Consider the following 19671-nt stretch of genomic DNA (forward strand, 5'->3'; position numbering starts at 1 on the left):
CCGCCGTTCCCGCCGCCCCCAGCCCGATCGCCCGCGAGCACTTTGCCGCCGAGTTCACGTTCGAGACGGACTGCTGGGATGTCCACGACACGCTCTCGCGCGGGGCCGACTTCGTGCTTCTCGACGTACGAAGCCCCGCCCTCTTTGCTGCGGGCCATATCCCCGGCGCGATCAACCTGCCCCACGGCAAGATCGTCCGCTCCAAGCTGGAACAGTGGCCGGCGGAGACGCTCTTCGTCACCTACTGCGCCGGCCCCCATTGCAACGGCGCGGCGCGCGGTGCCCTTCGACTCGCCGAACTCGGCCGCCCGGTGAAGATCATGGCTGGCGGGATCACGGGATGGCTCGACGAAGGGTTCGAGTTGGCGACGGACGCGACGGAGTGAGCAGCGCCATCCACGAGCCCACGCAGGAGGATGTGCCTCGCCTCCACGACCTGATCCGGGCGCATGCCGCGTTCGAACGCGGCACGGCGACACTGACGCGGGATGAGCTCGAAGCCCTCGTCCTTGGCTCGTGTCAGCCGATCCGCTTCCTCGTCGCCAAGCGTGAGGGCGATCTTGAGGGCTACGCGGCCATCACCTTCGACTGGTCCGTCTGGCATGCGCGGCGCTACGCGCATCTCGAATGTCTCTTCGTCGCCGAGGCCTTTCGCGGACAGGGCCTCGGCGCGCGTCTCCTCGCCAGCGCGCGGGCTGTCGCCCTAGCAGAGGGCGCCGATCGGATGGAATGGCAGACGCCAGCGTGGAATGTGGATGCGAGTCGCTTTTACAGCCGGGAGGGAGCTGAGACCGAGGCAAAGACACGGTTCACCGTGCATCTGTAACGGAATGCTCCCCTCGCAGTTGGGCTTGACCGACAAGGGCCCGACGCGAGGCAGCTAGGGAGCGAAACTTCTCCGAAGCAGACCGGCAGGAAACCACCCCGTCCGGTCTGAAATGACAAGGGAAGCGGACGCTCGGAAGCGGTTCATCCGCTTCCGACCCATTCGGAGATGCAACCGGCTTTCCAACCTTATCGAAAGCGGTCATCAACTCGGATCGGTTTCGAGCCAAGCGGAGCAAAGGCCGGCAACGCAAGCGCTGCGACCAACATGGCTCGACTATTCAGCAAAGGCGTGGAAGCGTGAACGGCTCGATCGAACGGACAAGTCCGGGCATTACCCTCTTGCCTGTTGCCCAAGCGACCAGGGCGACCTTTGCGGGCCTCTATCTTGAAAGAACGCTCCTTGTCTTCATCCGGACCGGGTCGAAACGCGTGGTATGTCCGATCAGCGGCGAACTCGTCGGACAGGCTGGCGACGTCATGATCTTTCCGCCGGGTTCCATGGTGACGATGGAGAACCGTCCCCTCGTCAACGACAGCTACCGTGCCGACGCGGTCAGCCTTTCGCACGAGCTTGTCAGTACGGTCTTTTCACGACACACGGTCCCGCCCGGCCCCATTGGCGTCCAGGTCCTGAGGGGCACCATGCACCAGCCCAGCGCGGTGTTCGATCTGATAAAAGGCACCTTGGAGGACCGCGGCGGCTTGCCGGACGCGATCTATCGGCACCGGCTTTTGGAGCCGCTGGTCTGGCTGCAACAGGCCGGTGTGCGCCTGACGGTCGGGAGCGAGGATCATCCGCTCGCGAAGGTCCGGCGGCTGATCCAAACCGATCTCTCCCATTCTTGGCGGGTGCTGGAAGTGGCAGCGCATTTCGGCATGAGCGAAGCATCGTTCCGACGCTGGCTGTCGCGATCCGGTCTCGGCTTTTCCGGCATTCTGTCGAATTCACGCTTGGAGCACGGACTCGGCTTGCTGCAGACGACCCTCGACCCGATCTCGCAAATTGCTCTGGAATGCGGGTTCAAGACACCATCGCATTTCTCGGACGCGTTTCGCGCCCGGTTCGGCATCACGCCCCGGCAAATCCGCTCGGCGGCAGATTGATCGTTTCCCGATAGTTTCTGAGCGGCAGGCGACGGCATCTTCCATCCGGCGCGGCTAAGTCTGAGGAGCATCAACTGGCTTCACCAAGCGACGAGGCTCCCATGTTTCGCACGATCCCCTTCACGGCGCTGGCTTTCGCTGTCGCCTTGACGAACGCCGCCAGCGCTCAGGATTTCAAGCTCACCAGCACATCCTTGTCCGAGGGACAGCAACTCTCCCTCTCTCTCGTCTTCAAGGGTTTTGGATGCGAGGGCGGCAACCGATCGCCGCAGCTCGCCTGGTCGGGCGCGCCGGCGGGCACCAAGAGCTTCGCCGTCACCGCCTACGATCCAGATGCGCCGACGGGCTCCGGCTGGTGGCATTGGAACGTGGTGAACATCCCCGCTTCCATCGTATCTCTGCAGGAAGGCGCCAGCGGCCAGGAGATCATGCCGAAAGCCGCGCAGGAACTGACCAACGATTATGGAGCAAAGGGCTTCGGTGGAGCTTGCCCGCCTCCTGGCGAAGTGCACCGGTATGTGTTCACGGTCCACGCGCTTTCGACCGAGCGGTTAGACTTGCCCGAAAATTCCAGCAACGCGCTGGCGGGCTACATGATCGGCGCGAACACGCTCGCCAAGGCGCATATCACTGCAGTCTACAACCGCTAAGTGGATCGGGTACGGTCTTGAAGGTATGCAGCCGCAGCGACGCCCCTCTCGATGCCGTTGCGGCCGGGCAAACGGACAATGGCAGCTGACCTTCAATCGGAGCGGGAACCGGACCCATCGGTTTCCACTCCGTCCGGTCTCCGGCGGGAGAGGAAGCGGCCCATCCGTTATCGACCCTTCTACGTCGTTCCACACCTCTCGATCTCTGCCCACAAGCGGACATTAGCGCCGGGAGATCACCTGGAACCCTACCGCAAGTGCTGTCCCTTTGAACTGCAACGATCACATCCGACAACCGACGTGGGCAACTGGCTAGACAGCGCTATGTTTCCTGTCATATGCATACGCTATGCATGATCTGTTATCGAACAAGCTTGGTGCGCTGGGGGTCCTGATCGAGGAGCGGATGGGTCATGCCCTGCATGATCTGTCGCCTAGAGCTGCGGCGGTGCTATCGACGCTGCATTTTCGTCCCGGACTAACTACTACCGAGCTTTCCAAGGTGGTTGCGGTCAGTCAGCCAACGGCAGTGCGGCTCCTCGACGGGCTCCAGCGCCGGGGGTTTGTCGAACGCGGTGAGCAGGCGGGCCGCTTCACACCTTTGAAGCTGACAGAGGCTGGCCGTGTCGAAGTGACCCGCCTTCAGAACGAGCGGATCTTAACAATTGGCACCCTTCTGATGCCTCTCGAACCTCACGAAACAAAGGCGTTCGAGACGATGCTCGACCGCATCCTCGCCGCAGCCACGACCTCGCGTTTCCACGCTAGGACAACGTGTCGCCTTTGCGAGCACGACCTCTGTGGACCGGGCGTCTGTCCGATCGGGAACAAAGCCACAGAAATCGAACAGGGAGTCGTTTAGGCATGATCACGTCCTACAGAGAGTATACGCCGTTGATCGACACAGACGTCTGGATCGCTCCGGACGCGACAGTGAGCGGAAACGTGACGATCGGCGCTGGTAGTCGGGTTCTCCATGGGGCGCGTATTGTCGCCGAGGGCGGAGGGGCGATCCAGATCGGGCGTTGCTGCATCGTAATGGAGAACGCTGTCATTCGAGCCACGACACGTCATCCTTGCAAAGTCGGAGATCACTGCCTCTTCGGACCTCATAGCCACGTCGTAGGCGCACAGATTGAAGACGAGGTTTTCGTCGCCACGGGCGCCTCGATATTCCACGGAGCGGTTATCGGCAAAGGCGCAGAGATCCGGGTCACCGGAACGGTTCATTTGAGAAGTCATCTGCCAGCGGGTGCGACTGTTCCGATCGGGTGGATCGCGGTGGGAGATCCCGCGCAAAATTTCTCCCCAGATCGACATGAGGAAATTTGGGCTGTTCAGAAGCCGCTCGACTTTCCGGGTTTTGTCTACGGGGTCGAGCGAACCTCTCCTGATTTGATGCGCCAGGTGACAACGCGACTTTCTGAGAACCTGCGCGCTCACGCGCATACCGCGATCGAACCCAACACCTAGTTCGACGCATAGCTCATCTTTCGACCCTTCTCGGACTGTTTTGATGCGTCCGGGAAACCCAGAAAGCCGATGTTCATCCGCTCTAGCGCTGTTCGGGTGGGATGTGCCGAACGCGCTCCGATAGCGCCGCAATGTCCGCAAGGTCGTAATTGAGAGTGTGCCGCTGTATGGAGGGTGGCCTATGCGCAAGGGACAGTCCAGCTCGCCATTCTTGTGCTGGTCGGATGGGCCTTGGCGCAAAGCCACCGCCGCAATTCGGGCAGACGTTGTGCAGGCGTGTTTCAACGCACTCGCAACAGAATGTGCATTCATAGGTGCAGATCCGAGCTGCCATGGAATGGGGCGGAAGATCGATGTCGCAAAACTCGCAGTTGGGTCTGAGATCGAGTGCCATTTTCTCTCCGTGCAGCCAGCGGGGATCGCATTGAACGTCCCTGATCCGTCGCAGCATTGTCCAAGCTAGATCCAAGGGTTGCCAGTGGTAGGATCGACCATTATCGATCCGATCATGCCAAACCCGCCGCTCGTTGCCATTCTTGCCTATGACGGCCTCTGCACCTTCGAATTCGGCTGCGCGGTTGAGGTGTTTGGCCAGTCCCGCCCAGAGATGGGGCCGAACTGGTATCGTTGCGTGACAGTGGCCGTTGAGGACGGGCCGCTACGCGGTTTGGGCGGCGTTCGCATAGAAGCCGATGGCGGGCTGGAACTGCTGGCAACCGCAACGACAATCATCGCTCCGGGCTGGCGAAACCCTTTAGATCAGGTGCCTCCATCGTTGGTGGAAGCTCTCAAATCAGCCCGGGATCGAGGCGCTAGGCTTGTCGGCATCTGTGCGGGCGCATTCGTCCTCGGGGCAACCGGGGTTCTACACGGACGCCGGGCCACCACGCATTGGTTCCACCTTGAGCGCTTGGCTGCTCTCTGGCCGGATACGCAGGTCGTGACGGATGTCCTCTACGTCGACGAGGGATCAGTTCTAACCTCTGCCGGTAGCGCGGCTGGGCTCGACCTTTGCCTCCATCTGGTGCGCTGCGACTTTGGCGCGAAGGCCGCCAACCAGGTTGCGCGTCGCCTTGTCCTGTCTGCTCACCGAGAAGGAGGCCAAGCGCAGTTCATCGAACGGCCTGTGCCGGTGAAGGCGGGCGCACGGCTCGCCGCTTTTCTGGATGGCGTCAGGCCGCGGCTGTCCGAGATCTGGACGATCGAACGGATGGCAGAGGAAGCAGGCATCAGCGTTACTGGCCTCCATCGACACCTCCGAGCTGCGACGGGTATGGCACCCGGTGCTTGGCTGGTTGCCGAACGCGTCCGGCACGCATGTGAACTCCTTGAGGACACGAACCTATCGGTCGAAGCGGTCGCCAGAGCGTCTGGCTTCCGCGAGGCAGTCAATCTGCGCAAACACTTTCGCAAAACGGTCGGGCTGTCCCCAACGTCATACCGCGCCCGGTTCGACGCCAAGGTGCGCACCTGACAACCTCGCCAAAGAGAAATGTCTTCTCATCGACCATTGGCTCCCAACACCGGACAGTCAGCAAACCACCGAGGCTGTGTGGAAACGCCGTCTTGTACTACCTTTTTGGTATCGCTGGAGGGGTGGGGATGGGCCGTTTCATCGAAGGCTGCGAGAGGCATCAAGCCCTTCTTCTGGCGGATTGCGTCGATGACTACGTCGGCGCGGAGAACCCGGTCCGGGTGGTCGACGTCTTCGTCGATGAGCTGGACCTCGCCTCGCTCGGCTTCGAGGGCGCGGCCGCGACGGGTCGGCCCGGCTACCATCCGGCGACGCTCCTGAAGCTCTACCTCTACGGCACCATGAACCAGGTGCAGTCCAGCCGGCGCCTGGAGCGCGAGGCGGGCCGCAACGTCGAGGTCATGTGGCTGACGGGCAAGCTCGCTCCCTACTTCAAGACGATCGCCGACTTCCGACGCGACAACGGCGAAGCGGTCCGCGCCACGTGCAAGCAGTTCGTCGTCCTGTGCCGGGAAGTTGGGCTGATCGGCGGCGGCACGGTGGCGGTGGACGGCAGCCGGTTCAAGGCCGTGAACACGAGGGATAAGACCTATACGCCAGGTGCCATCCGTCTTCGCTTGGCGCAGGTCGAGGCGAGCATTGAGCGCTACCTCGCCAAGCTCGACACGGCAGATCGGCAGGAGGCGGACGTCGCCGAAATGCGATCGACGCGCCTGAACGAGCGGATCGAGGCGCTCCATCGGCAGATGCGCGAACTCCACGCTATGGCAACAGCCGTCGAGACGGCGCCCGACCGTCAGATCTCGCTGACCGATCCGGATGCGCGGGCCATGGCCACGCACGGCAAGGGCACGGGCCTCGTCGGATACAACGTTCAGGTCGCCGTCGATGCCGAGAGCCACATCGTCGTGGCGCACGAGGTCACCAATCTCGGCCATGACCGGACCCAGCTCGCCAACATGGGCCAGCGGGCGAAGGACGCGACCGGTGCCGAACATCTGACGGTCCTGGCCGATCGGGGCACCTTCTCCGGGGCCGAGATCCTGGCCTGCGAAGAGGCAGGCATCACGCCCATCTGCCCGAGGCCCCTGACCTCGGGCGCCAAGGCCGAGGGGCGGTTCGGCAAGCCGGACTTCCTCTACGATGCGGCCAGCGACACCTATCGGTGCCCCGCCGGCGAGACCTTGCCCAAGCGCACGACGACCATCGAGAACGGCCTTGTCCTGAACCGCTACTGGTCGCGCAACTGCCGATCATGCGTGTTGAAGCCGGATTGCACCACCGGCAACGAACGGCGCGTGACGCGGTGGGAGCACGAGCATGTGGTGGAAGCCATGCAGGCTCGTCTCGACCGCATGCCTGATGCCATGCGCATCCGTCGGCGAACCGTCGAGCACGTGTTCGGGACGATCAAGGACTGGATGGGGCGTAGCCACTTCAAGACACGAAGGCTGCCGAACGTGGGAACGGAGATGAGCCTCCACGTCCTCGCCTACAACATGAAGCGGGCTATCGCCGTGCTCGGAACCCCAAGGCTTATCGGCGCGATGCGGGGGTAAAGGCGGATCGGCTTTGCCGCCCCACCGTCAAGCTCGGCTCGGACCCTTTTCCACACAGCCTCCACCCCGTCCGGTCTGTGGCGGCAGAGAAGCAGACGCCCGCAAGCGGTCCATCCGCTATCGACCCGTTGTCGCCGTCAGATGGTGTCGCAGCCCATCCCCGAAAGCGGACGCAGGTTTTCTCAATTGGTCTCATGGTAGAGGAGTGATAGCAGCGCCGCCAATCGACTTGCCTCCTCCTCGGTAAGCTTGCCGCCGACATGGCGCTGCATGGCTGGCCCGTAGATCCCCCACATCCGCCCCTGCATGGCCCGGCCTTCGTCCGTCAGCATGATCCAGCGGCCGCGCCCATCATCCATGAAGGCCTCCCGCCGCACCAGGCCTGCGGCCACCATCCGGTCGAGAAGGCGCGACAGGTTGTGCTGCGCCAAAAGGGTCCGCTGCTCGATCTCGTAGGGCCTGAGTCGTCCCCCCTCCGTGCGCTTCAACTCCAACAACACGTCGTACCAGCCGAGCGGTGGCAGACCGGCCGCCTTCAGTTCCCCTTCGATCGCGGCCAGGACAATTCTTTGCGCGCGCATCAGGCGCACCCAAGCAGTCGTCGTGGTGTCCGATGGCATGATGGCGGCGAGCTGCGTTTCCGAGGTCATAGATGCATCTGCATCCAGATTGACGCGGAATGCAAGCAACAATATAGATGCATCTGCATTTAGATGGAGACTCCATGCCATGGTGCAGGAACGCTTTGCCTCGTCCGCCGTCGCGCTTCTGCGCATCACTCTGGGCGCAATGTATCTCGCCCACAGCGTCATCCTGAAGTTCTTCACATTCGGTCTGCCGGGAACGGCCGCCTACTTCGTCTCGATAGGCCTGCCCGGCTGGCTCGCCTACGCAACATTTGCGGCCGAGGCCATCGGCGGAGCGATGCTCGTCCTCGGCATCCAGGCCCGCTGGGTCGCGCTTGCCCTGACCCCGGCACTCCTTGGCGCCATCATCTGGGCTCACGCGGCCAACGGTTGGGTGTTCACGGCGCCCGGAGGCGGCTGGGAGTATCCCGCCTATCTGCTCGTGCTGTCGGTTGCCCAGTTTCTCCTCGGCGATGGTCGCTACGCGCTACGACCTTCCCGCGCCCTCTAAAAACCTCCGAAGCAAGGATTGTCATGACTCACGCGAAGCTCACGCTCGTCAGCCATCATCTCTGCCCCTACGTGCAGCGGGCGGCCATCACGCTTGCAGAGAAGGGCATCCCTTTCGAGCGTCGCACCATCGACCTTGCCGCCAAGCCCGACTGGTTCCTGGCGATCTCACCGCTCGGTAAGGTTCCGCTGCTTCTGATCAAGCGCGAGGATGGGACACAGGCGGTACTCTTCGAGAGCGCGGTGATCTGCGAATATCTCGAAGACACGCTGCCGGACGTCCCCCTTCACCCCATCGATCCACTGACAAGGGCGCAGCATCGCGGCTGGATTGAGTTCGGCTCGTCGATCCTGTCCGACCTCTGGGGCTTCGAGACGGCAAAGGACGCGGAAAGCTTCGAAGCCAAGGGCCGCGCCCTGGCCATGAAATTCGCGCGTGTCGAGGCCGAGTTGGGCGACGGTCCGTACTTCACGGGCGAGCGTTTCAGCCTGGTCGATGCGACTTACGCACCGATTTTCCGCTACTTCGATGTCTTCGACACGATCACGCGGACAGGCCTCCTCGACGCGTTCGCGAACGTCATGCGGTGGAGAGCCGCCTTGGCGGTGCGGCCGAGTGTTCGGCGAGCCGTAGCGCCAGACTACGCGGATCGACTGCGGGCATTCCTACAAGACCACGACGCTTGGCTCTTGAAGCGCCGGATGTGAACTCAACCGAGCGGCGTCTCATCAAGATGCGCGCTCCTAGTCGATGCAACCCAAAATCTTAATCGCGCTTCATTCCGCTTGGCCGTGGGCTGCTATCGACCTGTCTCGGCCCCGAAGCCGACCGTCGCCTTTCCACCCCGTCCGGTCTCCGGCGGCCTAGAAAGCAGACGCCCGCAAGCGGTCCATCCGCTTTCGACCCTCTGCGGAAGTCCGAAGTACTTCCTTGGATGCCCGGAAGCCGCCACTCGGTTGCAAGGAATGCATTCAGGCCATACGTTGGAGGCGAACCGCAGAGGGAGTGCAGCCGTGAACAACAGGATGAGCAACGCGATCCGCCTTGTCTCGACACCTGCCATGGTTGCCCATGTCCGCCTTCCTCACGCTCGACTCCGTTTCCGCCCGGACGCCTGACCGCCCGCTCTTCCGAAATCTGACCTTCGCGGTCGGAACGGAACGCGTCGGGCTCGTCGGACGCAACGGGTCTGGCAAATCCACCCTTCTCCGCATGGTTGCAGGTTCCATCGATCCGTCGTCCGGCACTGTTCGGCGAACGGGTAGAATCGGTGCTCTCCAGCAGGACATGCCGGGAGGGTGGACACTCACCGAAGCGCTCGGCGTTTCGAATGGTCTGGGGATACTGGAACGCATTCTGGCGGGGGACAGCACGGCTGGCGATCTCGATGCTGCCGACTGGAGCCTGGAAAGCCGTATCGGCAACGCCCTCGCCCAAGTCGGACTTCCCGAACTGCCGCTGGATCGGCGCCTCCACACCCTGTCGGGCGGCGAGCGGACGCGTGTCGGCATGGCCCGCCTCGTCATCGAAGCGCCGGATCTTCTGCTTTTGGACGAGCCGACGAACAATCTCGACGCCGCCGGTCGCGCTGCAATTCGATCCCTGGTGCGGGATTGGCGCGGGGGCGTCCTGGTCGCCAGTCACGATCGGGAGCTTCTGGAAGACGTCGACCGTATTCTGGAGCTGACAGCGATCGGAGCCCGCTCTTTCGGCGGGGGCTGGTCAGCCTTCGTCGCCGCCCGTGACGAGGATCGACGCCGCGCCAGCGCCGAGCTGGAGCGTGCCAATGCGGGCGTTCGCGCGGTGCGGCAGGCCGCGCAGGCGCAGCGCGAGGCGAAGGAGCGACGCGACAAGGCGGGACGCGCCTTTGCGGCCAGAGGGTCCGAGCCGAAGATCCTTCTGGATGCGCGGTCCGAGCGAGCAGAGAACAGCGGCGGGAAGGCACGGGCGATCAACGATAGACGCATGGGCGCTGCCTTGGCGGAAGCGGACAGGGCTCGTTCGCGCATGGAAGTCCTGACGCCGCTAACGATCGCGTTGCCCCCGAGCGGCATGCCGTCCGGCGCGAACGTCATTGGCATGGAGGGCGTCGTGGCCGAGGCGGGCGATCGGCGCCTCGGCCCATGGACCCTACGCATTGATGGGCCGGAGCGGATCGCCCTGAGGGGAGCAAACGGGGCCGGCAAGACCACCCTCCTGCGGATCGCCGCCGGTCTGCTCACGCCCGTCGCCGGAAGGGTGCGGCGCGCTGAGGGACGCATCGTCATGCTCGACCAGCATGTCGGGATTCTCGATCCCGAGCGGAGCATTCTGGACAACATTCGCCGACTGCATCCCGATGCCGGCGACGAGGAGGCGTATGCGCTTTGCGCGCGGTTCGCCTTTCGCAACCGGGACGCGAACCGTCTCGTCGGCACGCTCTCCGGCGGCGAGCGCCTGCGGGCAGGCTTGGCGGCGGCTCTTTCAGGCTCTGCGCCACCCTGGCTCGTCATCCTAGACGAACCCACCAACCATCTCGACATCGAGGCGGTCGAAGTCCTAGAAGGCGCCTTGCAACGCTTCGACGGTGCGCTTCTCGTCGTCAGCCACGATCCATCCTTCGTCGAGCGGGTCGGGTTCGATCGGGTCTTCGAGGTTTGACGTTCCGGCGATCGAAGACAGCTTTTGCCAAACCCCACCTTGAAGCGGTCAGTCAGCAAACCACCCGGTCGAGCCAATCGGCTCCGAGGAAGCGGACGCTTGGATGCAGCCCATCCGCTATCGACCCTTTAACGACCCTCCGGGGTTTTGGGATCTTCGCCGAAAGCGGTCATCTGAGCGTACGGAAAGCGTCCCGTTTCTCCATCGTCGCTTGACCATTTTGAGAAAAATCATTTGGGAACAGATTCTGGGAAAAGCAGCTCCAGTTCCGGCCCACGTTGCGGTTCGGGGCCGACGTTCTCGTTGGCTGTTCCCAATCGAGAGATAGGAAGAGCTATGCCAAAACACCCGATCACTCGGCCTCTAGCAGAGCGTGCGGAGGTCCCTCAATCGTCAACGCCTCAGCTACGGCGGGGCGTTCCGCCATTTTCTCGAAAAAGCCCGCAAGGCTCGGCCATGCCGTAAGGTCGATGCCTAATCTCTGCGCCCATGTCAGCATGGTGAAGAGGTAGGCGTCGGGTGCGGTGACGTTCTCCCCAGCCATATAGGCGCGTCCCTCGAGTTGCCGATCCACCCAAGCGAGGCGGGGAGATACCTGGATGCGGGTCTGCTCCTGCCCAAACTTGGTTTTGGACAAGAAATTTGCCGCGACGCCGCCATGGCGTTCCGGCGTGATGAAGTTCTTGTGAAGCTCCGTCGCAATGAAGTGAAGCCATTCCAGCGCATGGTAGCGGGCGCTTGTCCCCTCTCGCGGAAGAAGATTCCGGTCGGGAACCTGATCGGCAATCCATTGCAGGATAATCGCGCATTCCGTGAGCATATCGCCATCGTCGAGCAGAAGCGCTGGTACATACCCCTTGCCGTTGACCTGCCGATAATCGCCGTGCGCATAGCGATGGGTCGAAAGGTCGACCCGTTCGAGAGCGAACGGCAATCCGGCCTCCCGAAGCAGGATGTGCGGCGCCTGCGAACTGGCGCCAGCCGCGTAGAACAGGATCATCGGTCGTCTCCTTGCCGAGCATGAGGTTGCTAGCAGGCGATGAGCGGGACAAAAATGCGCAACCTCGAGAGTGAAGCGTGCAGGATTGCAACCATGTTCGACTGGCAAGACATGCGGTACTTCCTTGCCGCAGCAAAGGCAGGTTCGTTGACGAAGGCTGCCATCGAACTCGGCGTCGATCATGCGACGGTCGGCCGGCGGGTCGCCAGATTAGAGGCGGCGATCGGCGTAAAGCTCCTTCATCGCTTGCCGCGCTCCACGCAGCTCACCGAGCAGGGTGGCGCTCTGGTCAACGCCGCGGCCGCGATGGAGGAGAGCGCCGAAGCAACCGTCCGCCATCTGCGGGGCCAGGTGAATGGGCTGAGCGGCCAAGTGACCGTGAGCGCGCTGCCGGCGCTCGCCGCCTTCATCATCGCGCCGGATCTGCCGGTGCTGCTCGGCGCGCATCCCGGCCTCCGGCTGATCCTCTCCGCGACATCGACCGTCACGTCGCTCGAACGGGGTGAAGCGGATATCGCGATCGGGTTCGTCCGACCTGCCATGGCGGGTCGTATTGTCCGAAGGGTCGGTCATCTACGCTTCGGACTTTATGGTGCACCGGTGTTAGCCGCGCGCGCGTCGGAAGACTGGCAGTTCATCGGCTTTGAGGAGTCGCTGGGCGGGATCGTTCAACAACAGTGGCTGGATGGCTTCGTGACGGGGCGCCCCTTCGTTCTGCGCACGAACGACGTGACGACGCAGGTGCAGGCCGCACGCGCCGGATTAGGCGCGGCGTTGTTGCCCAGCATTCTTGGGGATGCCGAAAAGGAACTGATCCGGCTGGATGCCGCCCCACCGTCACGTCCGTTATGGATGTCGGTTCATGCAGATGTGCGCCGCTCCCCCGTCGTCAGGGCCGTCATGGATCATCTGGTGCGAACATTTGCCGAATGACGGGTCCGCATCCCGAAGAACCAACGCCCCTTCCATGTCGCACTCCGATCCCAAGGCAATGACCGTTTCGTCCCACATCACGCCATTCGGGACGGCTGGGGCCGCCCCGTTATTCGATCCCTTTGGGAAAGCCGCCGTTCGCTTAAGCGCGTGCCGCGTCCCCTCGCAGCATATGTCGTAGCGCACATCGTTCACAGAGATCGGCGTCTTGTCGACGATCATTCGGCAGAGATGCGCTGCTTCAGTCCACCATAGGCAGCGAGTGCACCCACGATGATGGCTGGCACCAGCTAAACGCCCCAAGCCTCCCAGGCATATGATTCACTGTCTGCCATGCCGAAACCGGCGAGTGTGCTCGCTGTTGCCCACGCCGCAGCAACGGACGCGACGTTCCTCCGGACAGGATCGGCGAAAACACGGCACATCAACGCCCAGCGCCAGAGCAGGGCGACGAACACGATCGCGATCGCACCACCGATGATTGATCCGAAGCTGAACGCATATGGATGAATGATAACACCTCGCTTGAAGGAACGCGATCTACGATGTTTCGGCGATTGGATCATTCCCGAATTTCGATCGCTTGTGGGAAAGCTCACGGCGCTCCACGAACGGCAGCTTTCTTCCAGTCCACCCACTAAGCGGACCGGAAGCTTTCTACCCAACTCAGCCATTATGCGGGCGCCTGAATCGGTGATCGAGCGGGCGCTTTACCGCTATGGATGTGCAGCGGATCCTTCCAGGCCAACTTCGGGTTCATCCTGTCCTCTCACCTCGTCCCGCGCTCGCTGGATGGTTTGCCGGCTGACGCCATAGTCGCGCGAGAGCTTCGACACCGAAGCCCCCTCCCTCAGCTTCTCGCGGACCACATGTTTCTGCGCGTCCGTCAGGCTGCGCGGACGGCCTAGAACCTTGCCCGGGTCTGTTGCGAATAGCCATTGTGGATGCAAGCCTCGGTGCTCAAGGCGGCTACAGTCGGGGGCGTGAGGCATGAGTTTGGCGTTTAAAGGCCGGCATTTCGCGCCCGACATCATCTTGCTCTGTATGCGCTGGTACTGCCGTTATGCGTTGAGCTACCGCGACCTCGAGGAGATAATGGCCGAGCGCCATCTGTCGGTGGATCACACGACGATCTATCGCTGGGTCCAGCATTATGCGCCCGAGCTCGACCGACGCGTCCAGTGGTGCAAGCCCCTACAGACCAAGACCTGGTACGTCGACGAGACCTATGTGAAGGTCCGGGGCGAGTGGATGTATCTCTACCGCGCGATCGGCGACGGCGGCGAGACGCTGGACTTCTATCTCTCGCAAACCCGCACGACGAAAGCGGCCAAACAGTTTCTCAGCAAGGCTTTGAACCGCTCGCCGCACCATCGGCCTTCTGTCATCTCGACCGACAAGAACCGCGCCTACAATGAGGCGATCGCCTCGCTGCGCAAGGAAGGACGCCTGCCACCAACTTGCCAGCATCGGCAGGTGAAATTCTTGAACAATCGCCTCGAGTCAGACCACGGGAAGCTGAAGCAGCGGATCCGCCCGGTGCGAGGGTTCAAGTCGCGCAAGACGGCGCACAACGCGATCCGAGGGTTCGAGGTGATGCGCATGTTCCGCAAGGGCCAGTTCCGCTCGATGGTCGACAGCTTGGCTGGCGGATCGGAAGCCCGGTACATCGGAAGGCTGTTTCAGGTCTTCATCGCCTGAGAAAAGAACAGAACGGGATCATTGCGTCCCATTCCGCTATTCGCAACAGACCCGGCAAGCTCGCTACGGCTCTTGAACCGATCGTACCACTGGCACGGTCAGGACGCGCAACAGATCGAGCTGCCTCGCTCATTCCGATCCCATCATGGGAGGGCCTACCCGGGTCGATCCCGAAGAGAAGCATGATCCGCAAGGGATCACGCATCAGCCAGGACGAGACATCAGCTCGGAGCGCTTGACCTCAACACGCCGAATAGAGAAGAGCCGATCCTTTGGGAACTGTGGGCCGACGGCTTCGGTCGCGCTGTCGACCTCAAGCCCTCAAGCTGGGCTGCGATCGATACGAGCGGCGACGAGGAGGCTCGGGTCGCTCTCGCCGGGCTGCTCCAACTCGTCGCCATCGCCCGCGACGAAGGCACCCTGTCGAGCGAAGCCATCCACGCCTTCGACGACACCGCGCCCGATCTCATCCCGCGCTGGGTTCTCGCCCTCAATACATGGCGCGTCGCCAACGCCACTGGCGATCCCGCGCCGGTGCCAAGCTTCGGCGAAGTCGGTCGCAACGACCCGTGCCCCTGCGGATCGGGCAAAAAATACAAGAAATGCTGCGGCCTCAACTGACCGAACCGCTCACCGGACGGTTACGCCAAGATTTAGCCTGCCGGATGATGTTCCTGCAAGCCACCACAAATTTCACTTATATACGTGGCTTTTGAACGGGCTATAGCTCTATACAAGTCAACAGTTCCTGCGGCATGGGGACCGATGGATCGAGAAACTAACATCGTTGGAGCGTTGTCTTTGGTTCTCAGCGATGAGATCAAAAGATGCGTGAACCAAGTCGTAGGTGCATCAGGCGAAACCGCTGCTGCGGTTATTATGCTCGGTGCCAATCCCAATCTAACGGCAGGGGCAGTAGCGCAAGCTCTCGCCATCACCCCAAGCGGGGTCGCGCGACTAATTGATCGCTTAGAAGCGGACGGTATCGTTATTCGGAAAAGTGGTTCGGATCAACGGGTTGTCGTAATGGAACTGACGCAGGAAGGGCATCGTCTTCGATCTGCAGCATTAGAAGCGCGTGCTATTGTTTTAAGGAAATGCTTGGTCGGCATAAGCGCGGACGAAATCAAGGCGATAGCGCCGATCCTCGACAAGATGATCCAGAACCTTCTTCCTGATCGCGCAAGCTGCAATCGGTTCTGCCGTATGTGTGACGAGGAGGCCTGCGAACCGCATTGCCCAGTCGAAGAGCACCACCCGCTTGTAAGCCTGATGATCGAATAACCGAGCAATCAAGACATTAGGGGGCTACATATGTAGGCGGATTCCGCATCAGTCTACGGGCTATGACGCCGCCACTTTTTTATTTGTTTGAGTCAAACAATTTTGCAGATCAGCCATTTCGGGTCTCAGGCTGGAGCATCTCGCTCGCGGTCACCACAGGCCGGACGGAGGTTTGCAATGCCATGCCCATTCTCAGCGACTGCGCAAAAAACTCTCCTGCCCTCAAACATCGAACACTTGAAGCAATGGCTGCGTAGGGACATCCCCTGTGTACCGGGCAAGAGAGAGTTCTCTTCAGGCCGATACTTCATTGCCGAAATCGAAGACGCACAGTCCATGGTCAACGCATTTGATCAATTCGTAATTGCTCTGAACCGACGCGAGACTGTCGCCGGGTTGTTCGTTATTTCCGAACGTGTAGCACTGGGCCGGACCGCCACAGCTTCAGATCAGTTTGTCCAATGTGCCGGACTGATGAAAGGTATCACCAACATGCATCCTGATGCTCTCGCCGATGGAGGGCGGCTGAGCAAGACGATCGAACTCATATGCCCTGTAACCGGCGTCAGTAGGGAGTTCGACGATTTCGACGCCGTAGCCTTCGTGCCCCGGTCCCTGGACAAGGATGACGCACTCTACGATCCCATGATGGGTGCGCCTGTTCCCTGTATCAATTTCAGCTCGGACATCTACGCGTTCGCGATGTTCACTCGCGACGTTGCGCTGCGCTTGAAGAAGGCGGAGGTGATGGAACTAAACGAACCAGAACGGGATGAGGTCTTTGCTTACGCTGCCCGGCAGTGGCAACTCTTTGCCCGGACGACGATCCGTAATTATATGTCCATCACCAATCTGTCCAAATGCCCAGTTTCATTGGTGAATGACGAAAGCGTCTGGTTTGCCAACCACCAAGATCCTGCCTTCGCTGAGAAGAGAAAGCAGCAATACGCGCATGATATGCCGATCCGCTATGCGCCGCGTATCGTTTCAGCTTGGAAGGACTTCTTCAAGACGGGCCATTTTGTGCATCAGTCTGTCGAGACGATCACCCCGTTCGGGCTTTCGGCCATCACAGAGATCCAACAGGGGATGCAACTATGAGCACGCTCGAAGTCCAAGCAATAAGTGGGCGTCATGAAAACCATTTGGGCATCGCCTTTATCAACGCCGGCTCGCTGATGGCGCAAATCGTTCAGATCGCTGGGTTTCCAACTCTCCTTGCGCTTGTACTGGCACGTCTTGGTTACCCCTCGTGGCTAATCGGAGCCGTCATCGCATCGCAGTGGTTCGCGGTCCTTGTTCTTGCGCCATTCGTCCCTCGGCTAATCCAACGTTTCGGCCTCCGTTGGTCAGCGCAGGCAGGCACAACGTTGTCGATCGTGGCCATACTTTTCATTCTGATCCCCGGCTCGCTTGTCGTCACAACCCTCTCAGCCCTGCTCATGGGCGCTGGCCTGACCATTCGCTGGGTTGTGTGCGATACATGGATTGTACGGGCAGCGCGAGAGAATGAGCGGGGACGTGCGATCGGCATCCATGAGACTTTGATGGGTCTCGGTCTAGCACTCGGACCCCTGGCGACAATGGCGACCCAGAACTATGAAACTGCTGCGATAGCGATCTACGGCATCCTGCTCCTCGTCGCGGTAGGATGCTTCGTCCAAGGGCCGAATGTCGATGAGGCAGACGGTCAAGACGAAGACATGCGCTCAAGCGTGCCACACGTTCTCTGGCTGATGCCGCTCGCGCTACTCGCCGCTCTAGCAGCAGGATACATCGAGACCGCCATGGTGTCCTTGATGCCGCTTTATCTCCTTGGTTTCCACTATCCCGAAGCGAGTGCGCTCACGATGCTTAGCGTGTTCGGTTTTGGCGGCACCTTGCTCCAAGTTCCGCTGGGCTGGATTGCGGATCGCTGGGGGTTCAGGTCTGCCCAACTCCTATGTGTCGGAACGATCATTGTGGGTGGTCTCTTGATCGTTTTGTCGATCGGGTCGCCTTGGCATCTGGGGTGCATCCTGTTTGTTTGGGGTGGCTGCGTCGGCGGTCTCAACACGCTGGCTGTAATTGAGGCAGGCTCGACGCTTCGACCGGCAATGGCGGGTACGGGCATGGCTCTCATTGCATCGAGCTATACGCTAGGTGGTGTCCTAGGCCCGATTGTGTCAGGCTCAGTGCTGAACCTGCTAGAAGGGCATGGAGCGATAGTAATCATCATATGCCTAGTGTCGATCTACGGTTTGGTGCTTTGCGCTTCCCCACGACCTCCAATCACCTCCGCGCAAGACTGAATTTGGATCGCTTTAATCGGGTCTGTTGCGAATAGCGATTGAGGATGCGAGCCTCCGGGCTGAAGGCGGCTACAGTCGGGGGCGTGAGGCATGAGTTTGGCGTTCAAAGGCCGGCACTTCGCACCCGACATCATCCTGCTCTGTATGCGCTGGTACTGTCGTTACGCGCTGAGCTACCGTGACCTTGAGGAGATGATGGCTGAGCGTCATCTGTCGGTGGATCACACGACAATCTATCGCTGGGTCCAGCACTACGCGCCCGAGCTCGACCGACGCGTCCGGTGGTGTAAACCCCTGCAGACCAAGACATGGTACGTCGACGAGACTTACGTGAAGGTCCGAGGTGAATGGATGTATCTGTACCGGGCGATCGGCGATGGTGGCGAGACGCTCGACTTCTATCATTCGCAAACCCGCACGACGAAAGCGGCGAAGCAGTTCCTGAGCAAGGCTTTGAACCGTTCGCCGCACCATCGGCCCTCAGTCATCTCGACCGACAAGAACCGGGCCTACAACGATGCGATCGCCTCGCTGCGCAAAGAAGGTCGCCTTCCTCCGACCTGCCAGCATCGGCAGGTGAAATTCCTCAATAACAGGCTGGAGTCCGACCACGGGAAGCTCAAGCAGCGGATCCGACCGGTGCGAGGGTTCAAGTCGCGGAAGACGGCTCACAATGCCATTCGCGGGTTCGAGGTGATGCGGATGTTCCGCAAAGGGCAGTTTCGTTCAATGGTCGACAGTCTCGCTGGCGGATCGGAGGCTCGATATATCGGAAGGCTGTTTCAGGTCTTCATCGCCTGAAAGTGGAACAGAACGGGATCAACGCGTCCCATTCTGCTATTCGCAACAGACCCCGTCCGGGCCGAGGTGGTCCGGTGGGGGGAGATGAACGAGAACTGGCTTGTCGGCGTACTGGCATCCGGGGAAGCCGAGGACGCGGATCGTCTGCGGCCACGCGCCAGGGCGATCTTCGCGGCGGTCTCAGGTGCTCAGATGATTGCGCACGGGCGCAACGAGATCGCGGCCTACGACGATGTCATTGCGGCCTACCGAGGCAGCAGCCTTCTTCCGTGATTGTATCGGGCGAAAGTCGGCGACGCATCGGCATGCCAGCGAGGACTACGTCCGGTTCTTGAGCCCAACGCCTCCGAAGCGGACCGGAAGCTTTCCACCCAACCGAGCCGTTCGACAACATGGAAGCGGACGCTCGGAAGCGGTCCATCCGCTTCCGACCCTTGTCAGTCCTTCACGCGCCGTAAGCGATGCTCTGAATGCGGTCATTGATCCAGCACCTTGGCAGGCTGCGGTGCGCTGAACTGGTCCCGGTAGGATTGCGGGCTCACGCCCGAGCGCCGCCGGAAATGATGCCGCAGCGTATCGGCAGACCCCATGCCGACGGCGGCTGCGATCTCATCGATGCTGTGCCTGCGTTCAACGAGCAGGCGTTTGGCCTGCTCCACCCGCTCGGCAATGAGCCATTCGCCCGGCGGCGAACCTGTCGCCTCGGTGAAGCGCCGTACGAACGTGCGTAGGCTCATATGGCACTCGGACGCCATGCGCGTCAGCATCCAGGATGCACCGAGATCGGCCCGCATCC

General features: G+C 61.4%; 25 protein-coding genes. 19 read left to right on the forward strand and 6 right to left on the reverse strand.

Translation table 11 applies throughout. From position 1 onward, the window contains the following. The 6 genes from AUL36_RS12440 to AUL36_RS12465 all read left to right on the forward strand — a co-directional run. Positions 1-386: rhodanese-like domain-containing protein (locus AUL36_RS12440; protein WP_062221182.1), on the forward strand; the 386-nt coding region annotated here is incomplete at its 5' end. After that, positions 383-826 (forward strand): GNAT family N-acetyltransferase, encoded by a 444-nt coding sequence (locus AUL36_RS12445; protein WP_244497116.1) that lies wholly within the window; start codon positions 383-385, stop codon positions 824-826. The genes AUL36_RS12440 and AUL36_RS12445, both read left to right, overlap by 4 nt. Positions 827-1125: 299 nt before the next feature. After that, positions 1126-1932: a helix-turn-helix transcriptional regulator gene (locus tag AUL36_RS12450; RefSeq protein ID WP_082655803.1), complete on the forward strand. Its 807-nt coding sequence runs from the start codon at positions 1126-1128 to the stop codon at positions 1930-1932. Between the two features lie 101 nt (positions 1933-2033). Next, the gene (locus tag AUL36_RS12455; protein ID WP_062221184.1) at positions 2034-2582 is read left to right on the forward strand and encodes a YbhB/YbcL family Raf kinase inhibitor-like protein; all 549 of its coding nucleotides are present in this window, start codon (positions 2034-2036) and stop codon (positions 2580-2582) included. Positions 2583-2931: 349 nt separating this feature from the next. Beyond that, on the forward strand, positions 2932-3444 hold the full coding sequence (locus AUL36_RS12460) for a MarR family winged helix-turn-helix transcriptional regulator (protein WP_062221188.1): 513 nt from the start codon (positions 2932-2934) through the stop codon (positions 3442-3444). A 2-nt stretch (positions 3445-3446) separates the two neighbouring features. After that, a complete protein-coding gene (locus tag AUL36_RS12465; RefSeq protein WP_062221190.1) occupies positions 3447-4055 on the forward strand; it encodes a gamma carbonic anhydrase family protein in 609 nt (202 codons plus the stop codon). A gap of 82 nt (positions 4056-4137) precedes the next feature. Here the strand turns inward: AUL36_RS12465 and AUL36_RS23275 are convergent, their stop codons facing one another. Beyond that, positions 4138-4449, reverse strand: coding sequence for a DUF1272 domain-containing protein (locus tag AUL36_RS23275; RefSeq protein ID WP_082655804.1), 312 nt, complete (start codon positions 4447-4449; stop codon positions 4138-4140). Between the two features lie 114 nt (positions 4450-4563). On the opposite strand from AUL36_RS23275, the gene ftrA reads away from it, so the two are divergent. Together ftrA and AUL36_RS12475 are read left to right on the forward strand one after the other, a co-directional pair. Further along, positions 4564-5529 carry a transcriptional regulator FtrA gene (gene ftrA, locus AUL36_RS12470; RefSeq protein ID WP_062221242.1) on the forward strand — a complete coding sequence of 322 codons (966 nt, stop codon included), beginning with the start codon at positions 4564-4566 and terminating at the stop codon, positions 5527-5529. A gap of 128 nt (positions 5530-5657) precedes the next feature. Continuing rightward, positions 5658-7088: an IS1182 family transposase gene (locus AUL36_RS12475; protein ID WP_082655805.1), complete on the forward strand. Its 1431-nt coding sequence runs from the start codon at positions 5658-5660 to the stop codon at positions 7086-7088. Between the two features lie 182 nt (positions 7089-7270). Here AUL36_RS12475 and AUL36_RS12480 read toward each other — a convergent pair whose 3' ends face one another. Beyond that, positions 7271-7738 carry a MarR family winged helix-turn-helix transcriptional regulator gene (locus tag AUL36_RS12480; protein ID WP_062221194.1) on the reverse strand — a complete coding sequence of 156 codons (468 nt, stop codon included), beginning with the start codon at positions 7736-7738 and terminating at the stop codon, positions 7271-7273. Positions 7739-7817: 79 nt separating this feature from the next. On the opposite strand from AUL36_RS12480, the gene AUL36_RS12485 reads away from it, so the two are divergent. From AUL36_RS12485 to AUL36_RS12495, 3 genes are all read left to right on the forward strand, one after another. Continuing rightward, positions 7818-8225, forward strand: a complete 408-nt coding sequence (locus AUL36_RS12485) for a DoxX family protein (protein ID WP_062221195.1) — start codon at positions 7818-7820, stop codon at positions 8223-8225. A 23-nt stretch (positions 8226-8248) separates the two neighbouring features. Next, positions 8249-8932: a glutathione S-transferase family protein gene (locus AUL36_RS12490; RefSeq protein WP_062221200.1), complete on the forward strand. Its 684-nt coding sequence runs from the start codon at positions 8249-8251 to the stop codon at positions 8930-8932. A 364-nt stretch (positions 8933-9296) separates the two neighbouring features. Beyond that, positions 9297-10865, forward strand: coding sequence for an ABC-F family ATP-binding cassette domain-containing protein (locus AUL36_RS12495; RefSeq protein ID WP_062221203.1), 1569 nt, complete (start codon positions 9297-9299; stop codon positions 10863-10865). 352 nt (positions 10866-11217) lie between these two features. On the opposite strand, the gene gstA is transcribed toward AUL36_RS12495, so the two are convergent. Continuing rightward, positions 11218-11865, reverse strand: coding sequence for a glutathione transferase GstA (gstA, locus tag AUL36_RS12500; RefSeq protein WP_062221206.1), 648 nt, complete (start codon positions 11863-11865; stop codon positions 11218-11220). A 54-nt stretch (positions 11866-11919) separates the two neighbouring features. On the opposite strand from gstA, the gene AUL36_RS12505 reads away from it, so the two are divergent. Then, positions 11920-12798 (forward strand): LysR family transcriptional regulator, encoded by an 879-nt coding sequence (locus AUL36_RS12505; RefSeq protein ID WP_244497117.1) that lies wholly within the window; start codon positions 11920-11922, stop codon positions 12796-12798. 290 nt (positions 12799-13088) lie between these two features. On the opposite strand, the gene AUL36_RS23805 is transcribed toward AUL36_RS12505, so the two are convergent. After that, the gene (locus AUL36_RS23805; protein WP_156418368.1) at positions 13089-13364 is read right to left on the reverse strand and encodes a hypothetical protein; all 276 of its coding nucleotides are present in this window, start codon (positions 13362-13364) and stop codon (positions 13089-13091) included. Positions 13365-13514: 150 nt separating this feature from the next. Next, complete coding sequence (locus AUL36_RS23280; protein WP_306302831.1) at positions 13515-13832, reverse strand: helix-turn-helix domain-containing protein; 318 nt, start codon at positions 13830-13832, stop codon at positions 13515-13517. Here AUL36_RS23280 and AUL36_RS12515 point away from each other — a divergent pair. From AUL36_RS12515 to AUL36_RS12540, 7 genes are all read left to right on the forward strand, one after another. Next, positions 13789-14499, forward strand: coding sequence for an IS6 family transposase (locus AUL36_RS12515; protein WP_062221215.1), 711 nt, complete (start codon positions 13789-13791; stop codon positions 14497-14499). The genes AUL36_RS23280 and AUL36_RS12515 overlap by 44 nt on opposite strands. A gap of 534 nt (positions 14500-15033) precedes the next feature. Next, positions 15034-15120, forward strand: coding sequence for an SEC-C metal-binding domain-containing protein (locus AUL36_RS25005; RefSeq protein WP_374700773.1), 87 nt, complete (start codon positions 15034-15036; stop codon positions 15118-15120). A gap of 180 nt (positions 15121-15300) precedes the next feature. After that, a complete protein-coding gene (locus AUL36_RS23290; RefSeq protein ID WP_192843831.1) occupies positions 15301-15783 on the forward strand; it encodes a MarR family winged helix-turn-helix transcriptional regulator in 483 nt (160 codons plus the stop codon). Positions 15784-16119: 336 nt separating this feature from the next. Further along, positions 16120-16884 (forward strand): hypothetical protein, encoded by a 765-nt coding sequence (locus AUL36_RS12525; protein WP_062221221.1) that lies wholly within the window; start codon positions 16120-16122, stop codon positions 16882-16884. Next, positions 16881-18074 (forward strand): MFS transporter, encoded by a 1194-nt coding sequence (locus AUL36_RS12530; RefSeq protein WP_062221224.1) that lies wholly within the window; start codon positions 16881-16883, stop codon positions 18072-18074. The genes AUL36_RS12525 and AUL36_RS12530 overlap by 4 nt, the downstream gene beginning before the upstream one ends. Positions 18075-18164: 90 nt before the next feature. Beyond that, the gene (locus AUL36_RS12535; protein WP_062221227.1) at positions 18165-18875 is read left to right on the forward strand and encodes an IS6 family transposase; all 711 of its coding nucleotides are present in this window, start codon (positions 18165-18167) and stop codon (positions 18873-18875) included. 84 nt (positions 18876-18959) lie between these two features. Further along, on the forward strand, positions 18960-19148 hold the full coding sequence (locus AUL36_RS12540; protein WP_062221230.1) for a hypothetical protein: 189 nt from the start codon (positions 18960-18962) through the stop codon (positions 19146-19148). Positions 19149-19351: 203 nt separating this feature from the next. Here AUL36_RS12540 and AUL36_RS12545 read toward each other — a convergent pair. Beyond that, on the reverse strand, positions 19352-19671 hold a 320-nt coding region (locus tag AUL36_RS12545), incomplete at its 5' end, for a helix-turn-helix domain-containing protein (protein WP_062221233.1).

The organism is Aureimonas sp. D3, from assembly GCF_001463805.1.
In the GTDB taxonomy this organism is placed as follows: domain Bacteria; phylum Pseudomonadota; class Alphaproteobacteria; order Rhizobiales; family Rhizobiaceae; genus Aureimonas; species Aureimonas ureilytica_A.